This window comes from Nocardia sp. NPDC059691 (assembly GCF_042733915.1).
GTDB classification, from domain to species: Bacteria; Actinomycetota; Actinomycetes; order Mycobacteriales; family Mycobacteriaceae; genus Nocardia; species Nocardia sichangensis.
The window spans coordinates 17,904-35,247 of sequence record NZ_JBHWFB010000002.1 but is presented as its reverse complement, the minus strand read 5'-3'; the positions used below and the strand labels follow the sequence as shown (position 1 = coordinate 35,247).

The following is a 17,344-nucleotide window of genomic DNA, read 5'->3' as shown; positions in this document are numbered from 1 at the left end:
GGCAACCGCGACCGGAGTTTGGCGACGTCTACCCGGCGTCTCCGAGTACCGCCCGGCGAGCGGCTCGTCGCCGCCGCCTGTTGGTGCCGATCTCGGTTCGCTCGCCAAGGAGTTGGCTGCACCATGTCGCTAATCGCCCTTCATCGATTCGACAACTGATGGACCGCCAGATATCGGCTCGCTGAGCAGCGGCTCTTGCGTGGGCGGCTCCTCGTGTCGACCGTCGACGGCCGCCCCTGGGGCAGTCGCCGTTGGTTTCGCCACGGACAGCGGATCCGCGATGTCCTCCAAGGACTGCCCCTCGGCGTTCACTCCGAAGAACCAGGCGACCAGGCCACCGAAGATCATGAACCCGGCGCCGATGAGGTACCCCACCGTGAGCGGGAACCGGTCGGGGCTCGGGTTGTCCGCGCCGCCGACCAGATGCCCGAAGAGGAACGGCGCGACGACTCCGCCCGCGCCCTGCGCGATGGCGAAGAAGAACGAGATGGCCTGACCACGCAGTTCCAGCGGGAAGATCTCGCTGACCGTGAGATAAGCAGACGACGCGCCCGCCGAGGCGAAGAAGAAGATGACACACCAGAAGATGGTCTGGGTGGTGGCGTTGAGAATGCCCGCATTGAATGCCCACGCGGAAACGAAGAGCAACAAACCGGAGCCCACATAGGTGGCACAGATCATCTTCCGGCGGCCGATACTGTCGAAGAGCGGGCCGAGTACCAGTGGGCCGATCAGATTGCCGACCGCGAACGGGAAGAAATAATAGCCCGTGTGATCGGCCGGCACGTTGTAGAAATTGATCAGCACCAGGCCGACGGTGAAGAAGATCGCATTGTAGAGAAAAGCCTGCGTAGCCATCATCGTGAATCCGAGAAAGGAACGCGATGGGTATCGTCCGAAGAAGATCCGGGCCATCCGCAGGTAGGAGAGCCGATCCGCGTCCACGATGTCCAAGGCTTTGCTCTCGTCGACCGCGGGGAGCTCGATCCCCCGACTCCGCAACTGCCCTTCGATCTCGTCGACGGTCCGCTCCGCTTCCTCGGCCCGCCCGTGGGTGAGCAGCCAGCGCGGGCTCTCCGGAATGTGCCTGCGCAGGAAGATGATGATGAAGCCGAGGACGGGTCCGATGAAGAATCCGATACGCCATCCCAAGCCGGTCGGGACGAATCGCTCGTTGAACAGGATCAGGCTCGCCGCCGCTCCCAATGCCGCGCCACCCCAGTAGGTGCCGTTGATCGCGATGTCGACCCGGCCCCGATATCTGGAGGGCATGATCTCGTCGATCGCCGAATTGATCGCCGTGTATTCGCCACCGATTCCGGTGCCCGCGATGAAGCGGAACAAGTACAGCGACCATGCGTTCCAGGAGAAACCGGCCAACCCACTACCGATCAGATAGATCGCCAGGGTCAGGATGAACAGCTTCTTGCGACCGAGCCGGTCGGTGAGCCTGCCGAACACGAGTGCGCCGACGACCTGACCGGCCAGGTACCACGAGGCCATCGCGCCGACCTGCCCGGAGGTCAGATGCAGCGTTTCGACGTCTTGCAGCGGTCCACCCATGCTGCTGACGATCTGGATCTCGATTCCGTCCAGGACCCAGGAGACCCCGAGCCCGACGACGATGAGCCAGTGGAACTTGGTCCACGGAAGCCGGTCCATCCGAGCGGGAACCAGACTTCGTACGACCTTGGTTTGCGTTTCCAGCACTTGACGGATCACCTCGATTTCAGAAGAAGGCCGGACCGTCGAGGGGCCTGCGCCGAGCCCCCGACCGAGCGCCACATAGGGATCACCTCGCCCCCTCACGAACTCGACCAGTGGGCGGGACCGACGCCCGGAACGCGGAAGCCCCAGCACAGCGCGGTCGTGAGCCGGGATCGCGCCTCGACATCTGCACTGGTGTCGCTCCTCAACGGCCTGAGCGGAACACGGTTACGCCCGATTTACGTAAATATTGGATCGTTGTGAATTGTGCCACTAGTTGGCGGCTCATTAAAGCCCGGCATCCTTCCCGCCCCCAGGCGACGCTCGGCGCAGCTTGCCGAGCGGTGGGTCAGGCGGGGATCAATCTTCGGGCAGTGGCGATCAGTCCGCCGAGCGGTGGGATGATGGCCAGGCGTCGCCCCATTCCGCGTCCCTTGCCTCGCGGTACGCCTCGCCCTGTCGCTTCGAGACGAGGGTTTGCCGCACGCCGTCGTCGGCCGTGCAGACTTCCAGCGTGACCAGGCCCTTACGTTTGAGCGGATGTCGCAGGATTCGACCCGCGGCGGGGGCGTGCGCGGTCCGAGAGGCGATCACATAGGAGAACTTCTCGTCTTCATGGCCGAGTTCGCCGCCCTTCAACCGCCGGTGCAGGGACGTCCGGTTGATTCGCGTGCTGAAATGGCACCAGTCCGTCCCCGCGGCGAGCGGGCACATCTGTTGGTGCGGGCAGGGGGCCACGACCGTCAGACCGGCTTCGATCAAGACGTCGCGGGCGGCGAGGATTCTGCGATGGCCGTCCGGAGTTCCCGGCTCGATGACGGCCACCACTTCCGCCCCCTCGGTCGCCCGGGCCACCAGATCGGCTTGGTCTGCCTCGGAGAGTTCGCTCAGCACATAGGAAATCGTGACGAGGTCCGCCCCGCCGAATGCTTCCTGAGCGGCGAAGGAGGTCCGCCGCCACACGGCGGAGCGCATCGCCGCGGCGGTGGCGTCGGACGCGAGCTTGCGCCCTAAAAGCAGTGCTTCGTCCACCTGATCCAGTACGGTCGCCTCGGCCAGGGAGGGGAACAGTTCGCTCGCTGCCCATAGCGCCGCGCCGGTGCCCCCGCCGACGTCGAGCAGTGTCTCCGGCCGAAAGCCGGGCGCCCGCTCGGCGAACCGCTCGAGCGCACTGTGCACAGCGGCCCACGTCGCGGGCATGCGATAGGCGGCGTAGGCGGTGACATCTGCGGTCGAAGCGAGAATCGGCGCCGCCGCCGGGCGCGGGTCCCGGTAGCGCGAGATCAGCCGGTCGACCGAGGTGGCAAGCTGCCGCTGGGGAACGCCCGCGCATGCCCGGTCGAGGGCCTCGACAAGTTCGACGGGCAGTTCCACCCGGGATAACTCCTCTGGTCTGTAATGGCCGGCCCGTCATTCTGTCATTGCGGTGCCGACCCTACTTTCCTGGCGCTGTGCGGCAGCGTTCCAGTGCGTCACGCCTGGGGCGGAGGTAGCGCGTGGATGGCGAGGAGGGCGGTGTCGTCCTCCACCCCTGGTCCGAAAGAGTCGAGCAATTCCCGGATGGCTTCGATACCGCCGGACGCCGTCACGGGCGCCAGCGCGCGAACGAATTCGACGAGGGCTTGGTCGCCGTAACGACCGCCGTTCTCCGTGACGCGAGCTTCGGTGAGTCCGTCCGTATAGAGCAGCAGCGTGTCCCCGGCCTCCAGCCGGAAGCTTCTTGTGACGATCCGGGCGTGCGGGATCGCCCCGATCAGCTGGCCACCCTGGGTGTGCATCTCTTCCACATCGCCGTCGGAACGCAGGAGCAGCGCCGGCGGGTGCCCGCCGCCTGCCAATGTGATGTCGCAACCGCCGCGATCGGCAGTGGGACGGATGAGCCCGAAGATGATCGTGCAGAACCGGGGGCGGTGACCGTGGTATCGCTCGGTGAGCGTGGTGTTGAGCGTGTCGAGAACTGCGGCCGGGTCGTGGGTGTAGGCGGTGGCAGTGCGGAGTGTGTAACGGGCCAGTGAAGTGAGTGCCGCGGCAGGAGCTCCTTTGCCACAGACGTCGCCCAGGAACATTCCCCAGGTGTCGGCAGTGATGGGGAACAGATCGTAGAAGTCGCCGCCGACCTCGTCGGCAGAGGCGATGTGGTAGTACGCGGCGACTTCGACGCCGGGAACCTGAGGCAGTTCGGGTGGTAGCAGGGTGGTCTGCAAAGTGGCGTTCAGACGCTGGAGGCGTTCGCGCTCTTGCTCGGCTTCGCGCCGTGCCCGCAGCAGCTCCGTCTCATAAGCCCGGCGCTCGCGGGCGTCGAAGACGGTGGTGCGAATCAGTAGCGGTTGCCCCTCCCCGCCGGTTTTGACATGTGAGCTCACCAGGACGGGTAGTCGCCGACCGTCGGCGGTCTTCATTTCCAGGGCAATGCCACTGATATCGCCCTGCATCCGCAGCAGAGGCGCGAAGTGGGTTTCGTGATAGAGGCGACCGCCCACGGTGAGCAGGTCGGAGAAGTGTTTGCGTCCCACCAGTTCGTCGCGCCGCCAGCCAAGCCAGTCCAGCAGCGTGGCGTTCACTTTGGCGATGCGGCCGTCCAGCGAGGTGGAGAGGTATCCGCAGGGGGCGTTCTCGTACAGGTCCTCGGCGCTGTCCTCCAGTAGCGCGGCGAACACCGCGTCGTCATCCGCCCCCGCTCCGAGAGCGCTGGCGCCGTCTCGGTCGCCCGCCGCGCTCGTCATCCGGTTTCCGCGGCGAAGGCGGCGATGGCGGCGGCGGTCTCGTCGGGAGAACTGAGCTGCGGGCAGTGTCCGGTCGCGGCGAGCGTAACCAGCCGACTGCCCCTGATCCGTTCATGGACGAACGCCCCGACCTCGGGTGGGGCGATGGCGTCGGCCGAGCACTGCAGAACCAGCGTGGGTACACCCACCGCGTCCAGATCGTCCCGGTTGTCGGAGAGGAACGTGACGCGTGCGAAGACGCGCGCGATCTCGGGGTCGGTGCGGCAGAAACTATTGGTGAGTTCCTCGGCCAGCTCCGGCCGGTCCGGGTTGCCCATGATTACCGGCGCCATCGCGCCCGACCAGCCCAGATAGTTCGCATCGAGCGCCTCCAGCAGTTCCTCGATGTCGGCGGCGCTGAAACCGCCTCGGTACCCGGTGGCCGGATCATCGATGAAACACGGCGAGGGAGTCACCAGTACCAGTCCGGCGAATGCCGCGGGCTCGCGTGCGGCAGCCAGCACTCCTATCGTCGCACTGACCGAATGCCCTACGAAGACCACCGGCCCCAGTTCCAGCTCGCGAAGTAGCGCCAGCACATCCTCCACGTAGCCGTCCATGCTGGAGTAACGCGACGGCGTCCACGCCGAGAGATCCGAGCGGCCCGCACCCACGTGGTCGAACAGGACGACGGTGAAGTCACGCTCCAGAACCGGTGTGACCAGGCGCCACATGTGCTGGTCACACCCGAATCCGTGGGCGAGCACGACCACCGGTGCGCCGATCTTGCCGCGCACGATCACGTGGTTCCTGCTCAACACCGCCACACAGACACCTTCGCAGAAAATCTGCGCTGACGCCCAGCACCGATCATTTGCCGGGTTGCCGGAATACTTTCCCGCTCGGGTGAGGCTCCCGGGCAGCAGCGGAGTGGATGACATCCGGCACGGCGGACCGCCGCCTCGCGCACTGGCGCGATCGGCCGCTTTCTGACTGATCAATCGATGGTCTTGCCAAGTCCTTCAGGGGTGGATAGGACTATCGGCGTGGTTGATCAACAGAACGTAGCCCGCACTGTCATGGCGGTTTCCTCGGCCGTGGTCGCCGTCTGCGCGGTGGCGGTAACGGTGAAGCTGATGGGCGCCGATCTCGACCCGGTCCAACAACCGCGGGTGTTCGATCAGACAGCGTTGGAGCAGCAGGTGGCGAACAGGCTGCAAGGCGTGGGGGATCAACCTGCCGGTCGAGTGACCTGCCCCGGTTCTGTTGTGGTCCAGGTAGGCAACCAGTTCAAATGTCAGGCCTGGACGTACCTTCACTCGAAGGATGTGCTTGTCGAAGTGATCAGCGACCAGGGCGAGATCTCGGTGACCCGTTCGTAGCACCCGAGGCCCGGCCCGCACCTCCGGTCCGGTGTTCAGCGGCGGAACCTACGTTCCAGAATGCGCTGGGCTTGGTTGCGGTGGACGGCAGACCAGGCTTGGACCCGGATCGCCCACCAGGGGGCGATGTCGCGGGGTTTGGTCGTGACGGCGTGCGAGACGAGGTCGGAGGCTTCGTCGACGGTCAGACCGGGAGTACGGCTGAAGTCGGTGGGGGCGCTCATCCTGGTGTGGACCAGGGGCATGTAGATCGATGTAGTGGTGACATCGTCGCAGGCGATTTCGGCGGCCACGCTGCGCAGCCAGACGTCGAAGGCCGCTTTCGAGGCGATGTAGGCCGACCAGCGTGGACTCGGCGGCAGGAGCACGCCCCAAGTGGAGATATTCACGATATGCCCCTGCTTGCGTGCACGCATATGGGGCAACAGAGTAAGCAGCAGCCGCACCGGGCCGAGATAGTTGATGTCGATGGTGCGGGTGAAATCGTGGAAGCGATCGTAGGACTCGGCGATGGGGCGCCGAATCGACTTTCCCGCATTGCTGATCACGGCATCTATGCGTCCGTACTCGGTCAGCAGTGTGCGGCCGAGCAGGTCGACGGCATCCAGGTCGGTCAGGTCGGTCGTGTACGCGTGGGCCGTGCCACCGTCGGCCGCGATGTCGGCGGCCAGCTGTTCCAGTTCCGGGCGGGACCGGGCCACCAGCGGCACCACCGCGCCCGCCGCGGCCAGCTTCCGCGCACTGGCCTTGCCGATACCGTGCGAGGCCCCGGTCACCAGCACCACCTTGCCTGCGACAGCCGCCCGCAGCGCTTCCTCGGTGGGCCGGGCTGTCGGATACAGCAACCGGATCGCCAGCCGTTCGGCGAGTGACCGTCCACTGTTCGTGGCCGGAGTCTCGTTCACAGCTCGACTGTATAAGGGCTGATCCGAGAACTCACGTGTCATGGCGAACTGGACCCGAGTCGGCGTCGATAGGCGCGCTCGCCCTTTACCCGCCGGAACGAATGATCTCTTCGATATTGCGCTCAGCCAGCGCGCTGATCGTCAATGAAGGATTCACCGTTCCGGTGCTACCCGGCACTGCTGCTCCGTCCATTACGTACAGGTTCCGATAGCCACGCACCCGGCCGTATCCGTCCGTTGCGCGCCCGATCACCGCTCCGCCCAACGGATGGGAGGTGAACGAGGCGTCCGCGTCGAAGGCGGGTCGAGAGATGGGCTGACAGTTGCAGGCCGCGTTGTTGTTGACTTCCCTCGCTCGCGCGAGATAGCCGGCAGCGCCGTCGGCCGGCCACCGCAGATCCACGCGCCCGTCGGCCGGGTCGCAGACGAACCGGCCGCGGGTGTCGTCGAGCACGATGCCCAACGATGCGAGAAGGGTGGTGTCGAAGGGCGTCGTGCCGGGGATGTACCAGTTCTCCAGCGACACGGGTGTGCCCGCCTCGTCCAGAATTCGGCTCGCCGACGGTGTGCCCTGCGTGCCCACCTCGAGCGTGCTGAGCGGCCGCGCCAAGGCGACATCGCCGTTGCTGCCCCAGCCTTCCCCGACGTGCTCGTTCAGGTTCGGCAGCGCGCCGGTTTCCCGCGCACGCACCAGCAGTTCGGAGGTGCCGATGGAGCCCGCGGCCAGGAACAGCATGTCGCAGGTCAGCGTCCGGGTGCGGAGCACTTCACCGGTCGGGTCCAGTTTGGTCACCGCGACGCTATAGCGACCCGACGCTCCCGGTTCCTCGGCGATGGCATCCACGCGATGGCCGGGGTAGATCCGGGCACGGCCGGTGCCCTCGGCGTAGCGCAGGTAATTCTGGTTCAGATCGAATTTCGCGCCGTTGGAGTTGCCCAGGTTCGAGCAGCCGACCGTCGCCGACGGCCTCGATCGCCCGGCCAGTTCGGCGCGGATGACATCCCAATTCCAGGTGCCGTCGATGCGTTGCGGCGTATAACCGGCCACGCGGACCTGTTCGTCCCAGGCCCGCGAGTGCACGAACGCGAAAGAGTTGTAGACATCGTCGGGTATCACGCTGGGCCGCAATACTTCTCGGACCTTGGGGTAATAGACGTCGTGCATCTCGCGATAGTCGACCACGCCGCGGAACACATGGTCGAAGAATCGCTGCTCCGGCTCGATCATCACCCCGGTGAACACCACCGAGCCACCGCCCACACACGCACCGCGCCACACGTCGATGCCCGGGTAATTCGTGACATCGAGGACCCCACCGAACGGATCGATCTGCAGTGGGATCCGGTTCACCCCGGTAAAGGTCGTGCGATGCCAGAAGCCGCGGCCATCGGGAATCGTGTCGGTGGCGAAGATGTCACGCCACGGATCGTTCGGCCAGCGCGACCCGCGCTCGAGCACCGCGACCTCGATCCCCGACTGCGCCAGACGCAGCGCGGTGACCGACGCCCCGAACCCCGATCCGATGACTATCGCGGGCACATGATCGGCGGGATCCGGCAACGGCGCGAAGATCTCCGGCACCAACATGCGGTACATCGATGTTCTCGGGCTCGGGCTGAAATCGTCGGCCCACGCCGCAGACGCGGCCGTGCTCGCACCGGCGACACCGAGCATCGTCGCGGCCAAGCCGGCACTCTTGACGAAACCACGCCGGTCCATCGTGCCCCTCGTTCGATCCGAACGTCGCTCCACAACACTTCAGCATCCGCATGGACGACCATGCGCAGTACGTTCCTGGCCCAGCTCATCGGCACCGCCTAGTCGGCGACATCCGTTAACGCTAATAGTTCAGCAATGTAATAGCTACTCTTTATCATGAGGAGTGGGTCGGGAGTGAGGAGGTGGCGATGTTGACTCGCGCCTGGATTCGGTGGCTACTCACTCATGGCCTGTTACGGACCTATCTCCGATGGGCGGCACGCCGGGGTGACCCGCTCGGGCAAATCGCTGTCGGCCAGGATCGCTTGCTCGGCTCATCGCCATATATCGAGGAGATCCGGCGGCGCGGCCGTATTCCCAGCATGTCGGGCGTACACGTGACGGCAGACTACGAACTGTGCCGCCTCATCTTGCGCGATCGACGCTTCGGTGTGGTCACCCCATTCCATCCAGCCCTGCCGAAGCCGATCCGCCGGGCGCTGGACAAAACGGATCTGGGGCTTCCCAACCTCGGGGAGCCGCCTTCGATGCTCGTGACCGATCCGCCGGATCACACCCGGTACCGACGCCTGGTCCGGCACGCATTCGGTCCGAAGGCGATCGCGGCGCTGGAGGGACGAGTCACCGAAGCGACCAACGACTTACTCGATCGCCTGGAATCGAAGCCTCACCCTGATCTGATCGAGGACTTTTCCGCACAGCTGCCCGTCACGGTCATCGCCGAGATCCTCGGATTGCCCGCCGACATGCATCCGACCCTGCTGAAATGGGGAGACACGGGTGCGCCACTGCTCGAACGTGGCCTGAGCTGGAACACCTACCGCCACGCCATCGAAGACTTGGTCGAGGTCAATCAGTACTTCGACCACTACCTCGACGAACTCGCCGCCGAACCGAACAACGACGTACTCAGCATGCTGGCGACAGACGGCGAAACCACCCGTCGCGAGCAGGTGGCCAACGCGGCCCTGCTGCTGGACGCCGGCTTCTTGACGACAGTGAACATGCTCGGCAACGGAATCGTCCTACTGACAGGCCATCCAGACCAGCTGGAATCGCTCATCGCGCAGCCGGACTTGTGGCCTAACGCAGTCGAGGAAATCCTGCGCTACGACGGTCCCGTGCGGATGACCGGCCGGGTTGCGAACTGCGACGTCGACATCGCCGGTGAGCGCATCAAATCGGGTTCCCTGGTCCTGCTGTCGTTGGCCGGCGCCAACAACGACCCCGCGGTCTTCCCATATCCCCAGCAATTCGACGTGACCAGGGACAACGCCACGGAACATCTCGCGTTCAGCAGCGGGATACACGGCTGCCTGGGAGCCAGGCTGGCCCGGCTGGAAGGCGCCGTCGCGCTGCGAACCCTTTTCGAGAGGTACCCGAATTTGAGCCTGGACGGCCCGCCGGTCCCCCATCCCTTGCGGAATCTGCACGCCTACCGCTCCATGCCCGCCAAGCTCCTTGTCGACTAGATACCGGGTTCTGCGACGGCGTCGGTCCTGTCCGGCGGGGTCGTCGAAGGAGTGAGGCGCTTCGGCTTCTGGTTGGTGGAATCCGCGTTGGACGGTCTGGGGGTCAGCCGGCCTGAAGTTTCACCACCGGATCGAGGCCCAGATCGGTGATGTATACGTTGCCCGCCGAATCGACCGCCACGCCCTGGGGATTCTTCAAGCCGGTGAACGGCAGTGGGGTGGGCGTCGACGCGCCGGCCGCCAACCTCACCACCCATTTGTTACCCCAGTCCACGACGTACACATCTCCCGCCGTGTCGACCGCCAAGCCCTGGGGATCTTTGAGACCGGTGAATGGCAACATGGTCGGTGCCGACGCGCCCGCGGCCAACATCCTCACCTGCTCGGTACCCAATTCGGTGACGTATAGGTTGCCCGCCGGGTCGACCGCCACACCATCGGGACCTTGGAGCCCCGTCAACGGCAGCGTCGTCGGCGCCGCCGCGCCCGCCGCCAATTTCAGCACCCGATCATTCCCCCGGTCGGCGACGTATACGTCGCCAGCGTTGTCGACCGCCACACCATGGGGATCCTTCAGCCCGGTGAACGGCAGCGGGGCAGGTGTCGACGCGCCCACCGCCAATTTCAGCACCCGATCGTTACTCGTGTCGCTGACGTATACATTGCCCGCCGGGTCGACCGCCACATCCTGGGGATTCTTCAGGCCGGTGATGGGCAGCGGGGTCGGCGTCGACGCCCCCACCGCCAATTTCAGCACCCGATCGCTACCCATGTCGGTGACGTATACGTTGCCCGCCGGGTCGACCGCCACACCGGTAGGCAGGCTGACGCCGGTGAACGGCAGCACAGTCTGTGCTGAATAGCCCGGGGCGATAGGTGTGGGCGAGTTGCCACCGCCGCCTGATCCCCGTTGGACACCGACGACGACAGCTACGGCGGCCACCACCACGGCGACCGCGACCGCGAGCAGTCCGGCGGTCTGGCGCGACAACCTGATTCGCCGCCCATGGCGCGTAGCCACGCCCACGGTGGGACTGACAAGCGAATCGCCCAGCGCGGCGCGGGCGGCCGCGGCCAGTTCACGCACAGTCTGGTAACGATCGCGGGGGTTCTTGGCCATCCCCTTCGCGATGACCGCATCGAACGCAGTCGGTACGTCGGGTGTGGTGGCGCTGGGACGCGGCGGCGGGCTGTGCAGGTGATGGGCGATCACACCCTGCATCCCGAATTCGCTCGCGAACGGCGGCCTGCCGGTCAGGCATTCGAACAACACGCACGTCAACGCGTACACGTCCACTCGGGCGTCGGCCTTGACCTGGGCATCGATCTCCTCCGGCGCCATGTAGGCGAGGGTGCCGATGGTCTCGCCGGTCGCGGTCAGCGTACGGTCATCGGCGGCGTGGGCGATCCCGAAGTCGATCAGGGAGGCGAACTCATCGGTCCCGAGCAGGATATTGGTGGGTTTGACATCGCGGTGGACCAGCCCGGCGTCGTGAGCCGCCTGCAGCGCACCGGCCACCTGGACGATGATCGCCACTGCCCGCCGCGGCGACAAGGCGCCTTCCCGCGCGATCAACGTGCGCAGGTCGGTGCCCTCGATCAAGCGCATATTCAGATAGAGCCGACCGTCGATATCGCCGAAGTCGTGGATGGGTATCACATGCGGCTCGGTCAACTGCGCCACCGCCCGGCACTCCCGGCGGAACCGCTCGCGCAGCTGCTCGTCATCGGCGAAGCGCTCGGGCAACACCTTCAGCGCCACCACCCGATTGGTCAGCGAATCATGCGCCCGCCACACCTGACCCATGCCGCCCTGACCCAGCAGCGATAACAGCCGATAGCGCCCGAACACCTCGGCTGGCCCCGACCCCCGGGCGGTGTCCCCGCCATTCACTGACGTGTCATCCATGATGCCGTCCCGTGACCACTTGTCTGGCTAACGGCGTACTCGCTTGCAGTTGCACCCGCGAGCAGGTAGCTCCACACTAATCGATTCAGCCAGGCCGAGGCTCGATAGTCAGGCGGTATCGTCGGTGTACCCGAGGTTATTCGGCGGCTGCTCGGTACCCGCAGCAGCTGGCTGCTTCCTCACCCCGCACTGCGCAGAAGCTCGACGTACGGCGACGACCGAACCAGGACCACAACGGTTCTCGGGCAACGAGGCCGTGTTGGCTGCGGCACGGCCATTCGGGTCGAGGCAGTCAGGGTTGATCCCGCAAGCGAAGAAAACGTCTTGTACCTGGAATGATGGAGCCGCCTGGGGGAATCGAACCCCCGACCTTTTCATTACGAGTGAAGCGCTCTACCGACTGAGCTAAGGCGGCGTGCCTTTCGGCCAGGGAAGTCTATCGTCTCGCGGGCCCGATCGCGAAAACGGGTGGTCACGGTCACTGGGCGCGGGCCGCGATGAGCGCGGCGGCCATGGCCGCGAGGGCGAAACGGGGTTTGACGTTCTGGTCGAGCGCGGTACGGCAGGCCAGAACGGCCTCGATGGACTTCAGCAGGCCCTCCGGGCGCACGCGGTCGGCCAGATCGTGAATCTCGTCGGACAGGTCGGGGTGGGTGAGCGCGACGCCGGAGCCGAGCCGGGTGGCCCCGAACCGCACGGCCAGCGCGTCCCGATAGACGCCCGCGACATCGATCAGGGCACGATCGAGGGCGTCGCGGCCGGTGCGGGTCGCGCGGGACTTCTGCCGCCGCTCGAGATCCTTGAGTACGCCCGCGGAACCGCGGGTGGCGCTCGCCGCGCCCTTGCCGGTGCCGCCCGCGCCCAGCGCGGTCGCGAGTTCCTCGCGCTCGCGTTCGTCGCGGGCCGCGCTCATCTGCTTGGCCTCGTCGTCGGCCGCGCGCACCAGTTCGTCGGCGGCGGCATAGGCCGCACCGGGCTTCCCGGCCGCGGTGACCAAGGCCAGGGCACGCTGACGGCGGGCGCGTGCCTCCTCGTCGGTGGCGAGCCTGCGGGCACGGCCGACATGTCCGCCGCTGATGGACGCGGCCCAGGTAGCGGTCTTCTCGTCGAGGTTGTCGCGCTCGCGGAGCACTCGCGCGATGGCGGGCACCGATGGCGTCACCAGATGCACGTGGCGGCAGCGGGAACGCAACGTGATCGAGATGTCCTCCGGGTCCACCGAGGGTGCACAGAGCAGGAACACCGTCCGGTCCGGCGGCTCCTCGACGACCTTGAGCAGCACGTTGCCCGCCGCCTCGGTCAAGCGGTCGGCATCCTCGATGACCACCACCTGCCAGCGCCCCGTGCTGGGCCTGCGCGAGGCCACCTGCACGATCTCGCGCATCTCCTTGGTACTGATGCTCAGCCCCTCCGGCACCACCCGGCGAACGTCGCCGTGCGTGCCCGCCATAGTCGTGGTGCAGGCGTGACACCTACCGCACCCGGGCGTCGCCGGATCCGTGCACTGCAGCGCCGCCGCGAAACACAGCGCGGCAACGGATCTGCCCGATCCGGGCGGGCCGGTGAACAACCAGGAGTGCGTCATCGCGCCCTCGACCACGCCCCCGCGCGCAGCGACCGCGGCAGCCGTCAACTCGGACTCGACCGCCTCCTGGCCGACCAACCGATCGAAGACTCCCGCCACGTCGTACACCCTAGCCGCCCCTCCCGACAGATCCCGGACGGTCTCGGACACCACGCTCGCCACCGTCGACGGCCCACATACACCAGGCCCGGACACACCGTCCGGCTCGCCCCCGCACGGCCCGGCCAGCCCACACCACCCGACTCCGCCACGCACCGCTCGGCCGGTCACACGCTGTCCGACTGAGCCGTGCACACGCAGCTCGGCGGGAGCGGGCTGAGTCGGACCGCTATCTACTTGTCGGCCCATGCGGCCGCAAGCCCTGTTCCGGAACTAGGAGGCGCGCTGCTGCGTGCTGTTCGCCCCGTCCAGCTCCTCCCGGATGATGTCGGCGTGCCCGGAGTGATGCGCGATCTCCCGCAAGATGTGCAGCACCGTGTAGCGCACCGACTGCCAGATCCGCTCCGGAGCCCACGGCGCCGTGGGCGTGGGAATCGAGGTGTCGAGACTGTCCACCGAACGGATCAGCTCGGCCGTCTCCGCCGCCACCTCGTCCCAGCTGGCCAGCAGGCCGGTCACGGTCTCCGCTTCCGCCATGACGTACTCGCCGCCGAACTTCGAGACATCCAGCTCCGCGTTCTCGTCCCGTCGCACGATCACCGAGGTCCAGTGCCGTTCGCAGCTGACCAAGTGGTGCAACAGCCCGCCGAGGGTCAGCTCGCTGACCGTGGTCCGCCGCCGCGCCTGCTCGTCATCGATGCCGCGCAGCGTGATCCGGAAAAGCTCGCGCTGGTCGGCGAGCATCGCGATCAGATCCTCGCGCTCCTGTTCGGTACTCATGGCGCTCAGGCTACGGCTGTGGCCACGAGCCGGGAACTCACGACTTCCCGACGCCGGTCTTCTTCGCCGCCGCCTTCTGCGCCGTGGTCTTCTTGGCCACCGTCTTGGTGGTGGTCGCCTTCTTGGCGGCGGTCTTCTTCGCCGCGGTCTTCTTGGCGGGCGCCTTCTTCGCCGCGGCCTTCTTCGCGGTCTTCTTCACCGGTCCCCGCGCACGCCGGTCGGCGAGCAGTTCCATCGCCCGCTCCGGGGTGATCGATTCGATCTCGTCACCCTTGCGCAGTGTCGCGTTGGTCTCGCCGTCGGTGACGTACGGGCCGAAGCGGCCGTCCTTGATCACCATCGGCTTGCCGGTGGCGGAATCGTTTCCGAGTTCCCGCAGCGGAGCGGCGCTCGATGCCTGCCGTCCACGGCGCTTCGGCTCGGCGTAGATCTTCAGCGCCTCGTCCAGCGTGACGGTGAAGATCTGATCCTCGGTGTTCAGCGAACGCGAGTCGGTGCCCTTCTTCAGGTACGGCCCGTAACGTCCGTTCTGCGCGGTGATTTCCTCGCCGCTGGCCGGGTCGGTGCCGACCACACGCGGCAACGACAGCAACTTCAGCGCGTCGTCGAGTGTGATGGTGGCCAGATCCATGGACTTGAACAGCGAACCGGTGCGCGGCTTGGGCGCCGCGGCCTTCTTCGCGGTCTTCTTGGCGGGCTCTTGTCCCTCCTCGGCCTGCGGTTCGGGCAGGACCTCGGTGACGTACGGACCGAAACGTCCTTCCTTGGCGACGATCTCGTGCCCCGACTCGGGATCGACGCCGAGCGAACGGCCCTCCTGCGGAGTGGCGAACAGCTTTTCGGCGACCTCAGGGGTCAGCTCGTCCGGCGGGAGATCGTCGGGGAGATTGGCCCGCTGAGACACCGCATTGCCTTCTGGGTCATCGGGATCGGTGACCATCCGCTCCAGATAGGGCCCATACTTGCCGACCCGGACGACGACGTCTCGATCGGCGGCATCGCTGAACAGCTTGATGGAGTTGATCTCGCGGGCGTCGATGTCATCGAGCCGCTCCCCCACCATCTTCTTCAGACCGCCGGACCGCGCGACCGAGCCCTCCACGCCGTGATCGCCGCCGAAGTAGAAGCTGGACAACCAGTTTCCGCGCTGCTCGCGGCCGCCGGCGATGGCGTCGAGGTCGTCCTCCATGGCGGCGGTGAAGTCGAAATCGACCAGTCGGCCGAAATGCTCTTCGAGCAGGCCGATCACCGCGAACGCCACCCACGACGGCACCAGTGCGCTGCCGCGCTTGTAGACGTAGCCGCGATCGAGGATCGTCTTGATGATCGACGAATACGTCGACGGGCGGCCGATGCCGAGCTCTTCGAGCGTCTTGATCAGCGACGCCTCGGTGTAGCGCGCGGGCGGATTCGTGCTGTGCCCATCGGGATTCAGCTCGACCGCGGTGACCGCCTGGCCTTCCTCGAGTGCGGGCAGCCTGGACTCGGCGTCGTCGGACTGGCCGCCCGCCTCCTCGTCGACGCTCTCCACATAGGCCTTCAGGAAGCCGGGGAACGTGATGGTGCGGCCGGAAGCGGAGAACACGCACTCTTCGCCGGTGCCAGCGACGCCGGTTATGCGCAACGTCAGCGTGGTGCCCCTGGCGTCGGCCATCTGGGAGGCGACCGTGCGCTGCCAGATGAGTTCGTAGAGGCGGAACTCGTCGTTGTCCAACCGCGCGTGCAGTTGGCCGGGCGTGGCGAAGGTGTCGCCCGCTGGGCGGATGGCCTCGTGCGCCTCCTGCGCGTTCTTCACCTTGCGGTTGTATTGCCGCGCGGTCGGGTGCACGTACTCCGAGCCGTAGAGCTGGGTCGCCTGCGCGCGCGCCGCCGCGATGGCCGACTCCGACAGCGTCGTCGAGTCGGTGCGCATATAGGTGATATAGCCGTTCTCGTACAGTCGCTGCGCCACCCGCATGGTCCGCTCGGAGGTGAAACGGAGTTTGCGCCCCGCCTCCTGCTGCAACGTCGAGGTCATGAACGGCGGATAGGGCTTGCGGGTGTACGGCTTGGCCTCCGCCGAGGAGACCACCAGGTCGGCGCCGTCCAGCGCCTCGGCCAGCCGCCGCGCGTAGCCCTCGTCCAGCACGACGACGCCGTTGGTGGACTTGAGCCGTCCGTCCGATCCGAAATCGCGTCCGGTGGCGACCCGCGCGCCGTCGACGGTGACCAGTCGCGCGCCGAAGGTTCTCGGGTTGGTGGCGTCGCTCGCCTGGCCGTTGCCCGCGTCGAGCTTGGCGGCGATGTCCCAGTACTCGGCCGAACGGAACGACATCCGCTCGCGTTCACGCTGCACGATCACCCGGGTGGCCACCGACTGCACGCGACCGGCCGACAGCCGCGGCATGACCTTCTTCCACAGCACGGGACTGACCTCGTAGCCGTAGAGCCGGTCCAGGATGCGGCGGGTCTCCTGGGCGTCGACCAGATCGTTGTCGAGGTCACGGGTGTCCGCGGCGGCGGCTTGGATGGCGGGTTCGGTGATCTCGTGGAAGACCATCCGCCGGACCGGCACCTTGGGTTTGAGCGTCTCCAGCAGGTGCCAGGCGATCGCCTCGCCCTCGCGGTCGGGGTCGGTGGCCAGGTAGAGCTCGTCGGCGTCCTTCAGCAGACTCTTGAGCTCGGTGACCTTGGCCTTCTTGTCCGGGCTCACGACGTAGATGGGTTCGAAGTCGTTGTCGACGTCCACGCCGAGACGCGCCCAGGACTGGCCCTTGTACTTGGCCGGGACATCGGCCGCACCACGCGGCAGATCCCGGATATGGCCGACCGACGCCTCGACCGTGTAGTTACGACCGAGGTACGGCGCGATCTTGCGGGCCTTGGTCGGGGACTCGACGATCACGAGACGACGCAGGGGACGGCCCTGGTCGGCTGCACCGAGGTCTCGTGTTGCCACCGGCGAATACACCTTTCCTGATCGACCCGCGCTGCGTCTTTTCCCGCTGCGCGCGGCTGGGGTGAGCGGCTGCGACGGCTGAACATCGCACCAGACACGTTTATACCGTGACGCCGCGTGTGGTCGAGTGCTTGCGACTCGAACC

At 66.5% G+C, this 17,344-nt stretch carries 12 protein-coding genes and 1 tRNA gene; 2 read left to right on the top strand and 11 right to left on the bottom strand.

Annotation, left to right across the window (positions count from 1 at the left end; all coding sequences use genetic code 11):
* Positions 1–129: 129 nt before the first annotated feature.
* The 4 genes from ACFV2O_RS04465 to ACFV2O_RS04450 all read right to left on the bottom strand — a co-directional run bounded on the left by ACFV2O_RS04465 (position 130) and on the right by ACFV2O_RS04450 (position 5,236).
* Positions 130–1,710, bottom strand: coding sequence for an MFS transporter (locus ACFV2O_RS04465; protein ID WP_379250198.1), 1,581 nt, complete (start codon positions 1,708–1,710; stop codon positions 130–132).
* A 378-nt stretch (positions 1,711–2,088) separates the two neighbouring features.
* Complete coding sequence (locus ACFV2O_RS04460) at positions 2,089–3,081, bottom strand: small ribosomal subunit Rsm22 family protein (RefSeq protein ID WP_379250196.1); 993 nt, start codon at positions 3,079–3,081, stop codon at positions 2,089–2,091.
* Positions 3,082–3,179: 98 nt separating this feature from the next.
* Positions 3,180–4,430: a PP2C family protein-serine/threonine phosphatase gene (locus ACFV2O_RS04455; protein WP_379250195.1), complete on the bottom strand. Its 1,251-nt coding sequence runs from the start codon at positions 4,428–4,430 to the stop codon at positions 3,180–3,182.
* Positions 4,427–5,236, bottom strand: coding sequence for an alpha/beta fold hydrolase (locus ACFV2O_RS04450; protein ID WP_379250193.1), 810 nt, complete (start codon positions 5,234–5,236; stop codon positions 4,427–4,429). The genes ACFV2O_RS04455 and ACFV2O_RS04450 overlap by 4 nt, the downstream gene beginning before the upstream one ends.
* Before the next feature lie 219 nt (positions 5,237–5,455).
* Here ACFV2O_RS04450 and ACFV2O_RS04445 point away from each other — a divergent pair, with 219 nt between their 5' ends.
* Positions 5,456–5,791, top strand: coding sequence for a DUF4333 domain-containing protein (locus tag ACFV2O_RS04445; RefSeq protein ID WP_355079223.1), 336 nt, complete (start codon positions 5,456–5,458; stop codon positions 5,789–5,791).
* A 35-nt stretch (positions 5,792–5,826) separates the two neighbouring features.
* Here the strand turns inward: ACFV2O_RS04445 and ACFV2O_RS04440 are convergent, their stop codons facing one another.
* Both ACFV2O_RS04440 and ACFV2O_RS04435 read right to left on the bottom strand, forming a co-directional pair.
* Entirely contained in the window at positions 5,827–6,696 is an 870-nt protein-coding gene (locus ACFV2O_RS04440; protein WP_379250191.1) for an SDR family NAD(P)-dependent oxidoreductase, read from the bottom strand.
* A gap of 85 nt (positions 6,697–6,781) precedes the next feature.
* Positions 6,782–8,416 carry a GMC oxidoreductase gene (locus tag ACFV2O_RS04435; RefSeq protein WP_379250189.1) on the bottom strand — a complete coding sequence of 545 codons (1,635 nt, stop codon included), beginning with the start codon at positions 8,414–8,416 and terminating at the stop codon, positions 6,782–6,784.
* Between the two features lie 188 nt (positions 8,417–8,604).
* Here ACFV2O_RS04435 and ACFV2O_RS04430 point away from each other — a divergent pair, with 188 nt between their 5' ends.
* On the top strand, positions 8,605–9,888 hold the full coding sequence (locus ACFV2O_RS04430) for a cytochrome P450 (protein ID WP_379250187.1): 1,284 nt from the start codon (positions 8,605–8,607) through the stop codon (positions 9,886–9,888).
* A 103-nt stretch (positions 9,889–9,991) separates the two neighbouring features.
* Here ACFV2O_RS04430 and ACFV2O_RS04425 read toward each other — a convergent pair whose 3' ends face one another.
* The 5 genes from ACFV2O_RS04425 to topA all read right to left on the bottom strand — a co-directional run bounded on the left by ACFV2O_RS04425 (position 9,992) and on the right by topA (position 17,145).
* Positions 9,992–11,797 (bottom strand): serine/threonine-protein kinase PknD, encoded by a 1,806-nt coding sequence (locus tag ACFV2O_RS04425; protein ID WP_379250185.1) that lies wholly within the window; start codon positions 11,795–11,797, stop codon positions 9,992–9,994.
* Positions 11,798–12,136: 339 nt separating this feature from the next.
* Positions 12,137–12,212 (bottom strand) — tRNA-Thr (locus ACFV2O_RS04420).
* 63 nt (positions 12,213–12,275) lie between these two features.
* Positions 12,276–13,481, bottom strand: a complete 1,206-nt coding sequence (locus ACFV2O_RS04415; RefSeq protein ID WP_364438381.1) for a DNA polymerase III subunit delta' — start codon at positions 13,479–13,481, stop codon at positions 12,276–12,278.
* A 273-nt stretch (positions 13,482–13,754) separates the two neighbouring features.
* Positions 13,755–14,261, bottom strand: a complete 507-nt coding sequence (locus ACFV2O_RS04410; protein WP_379250183.1) for a DUF664 domain-containing protein — start codon at positions 14,259–14,261, stop codon at positions 13,755–13,757.
* A gap of 37 nt (positions 14,262–14,298) precedes the next feature.
* Entirely contained in the window at positions 14,299–17,145 is a 2,847-nt protein-coding gene (gene topA / locus ACFV2O_RS04405; protein WP_379250818.1) for a type I DNA topoisomerase, read from the bottom strand.
* Positions 17,146–17,344 lie beyond the last annotated feature (199 nt).

Excerpts from the sequence above, each read along its gene's own strand:
- ACFV2O_RS04435 (WP_379250189.1), bottom strand. The coding sequence starts at position 8,416 with ATGGACCGGCGTGGTTTCGTCAAGAGTGCCGGCTTGGCCGCGACGATG.
- ACFV2O_RS04410 (WP_379250183.1), bottom strand. The coding sequence starts at position 14,261 with ATGAGTACCGAACAGGAGCGCGAGGATCTGATCGCGATGCTCGCCGAC.
- ACFV2O_RS04425 (WP_379250185.1), bottom strand. The coding sequence starts at position 11,797 with ATGGATGACACGTCAGTGAATGGCGGGGACACCGCCCGGGGGTCGGGG.
- ACFV2O_RS04455 (WP_379250195.1), bottom strand. The coding sequence starts at position 4,430 with ATGACGAGCGCGGCGGGCGACCGAGACGGCGCCAGCGCTCTCGGAGCG.
- ACFV2O_RS04430 (WP_379250187.1), top strand. The coding sequence starts at position 8,605 with ATGTTGACTCGCGCCTGGATTCGGTGGCTACTCACTCATGGCCTGTTA.